The organism is Paenibacillus sp. P4_A7 (genome assembly GCF_056402455.1).
Window position 1 is genome coordinate 1 of record NZ_JBFUHJ010000869.1, and the last position, 822, is coordinate 822.

At 42.2% G+C, this 822-nt stretch carries 1 protein-coding gene; it reads right to left on the reverse strand.

Features of this window, described 5'->3' with window-relative positions:
• Positions 1-729: type I methionyl aminopeptidase (map, locus tag AC1DWN_RS34600; RefSeq protein ID WP_477563322.1), on the reverse strand; the 729-nt coding region annotated here is incomplete at its 3' end.
• Between the last annotated feature and the right edge of the window lie 93 nt (positions 730-822).

Below are 822 nucleotides of genomic sequence, written 5' to 3' on the forward strand. Positions count from 1 at the left end.
CAACGGTCCTTCTTCCAAAATAGCAAGCGTATGCTCGTATTGCGCCGACAGTCCACCATCAAACGTTCTAGCGGTCCAACCATCTGCATCAATCTTGGTACGATAGGTTCCGGTATTTAACATCGGTTCAATCGTTAAGACCATTCCTTCTTTCAAGCGAGTGCCCCGATTATGCGGACCGTAATGAGGAACCTGAGGTTCTTCATGCATCTTCTGTCCAATTCCGTGACCAATAAAATCTCGTACTACCGAGAACCCTTGAGCCTCTGCATAGACTTGAATAGCATGTGAAATATCTCCGATTCTATTTCCAACCACCGCCTGCTCAATACCTTTAAACAGCGATTCTTTCGTAACGTCTAACAGCTTTTGTGATTGCTCTGAAATATTTCCTACAGCATAAGACCAAGCTGAGTCCGCCAGCCAACCGTCCAGATTGACGACCATATCTACCGTAATAATATCCCCATCCGCTAATATCATATCACTTGGAAAACCATGACAAATGACATCATTTACTGAGGTGCACGTAGCATACGGATAGCCGTGATAGCCCTTTTGCTCTGCTGTGACACCATTTTCTTTCATGAAATTCTCAACATACTTATCGATATCCATCGTAGCTATGCCCGGTTTAATGAATGCTTCAAGCTCTCGATGGCATGCTGCTAAAATCTCGCCCGCCATTTTCATTTTCATAATTTCTTCTCTTGTCTTGATGATTATCATATAATTCACCTTACCTTGATCTTTTTATTTCAAGTTCTCTTCTATTTTCCCCTATTTTGCAGCAGAGTACAACTTAGGCTATCTTATCTACAT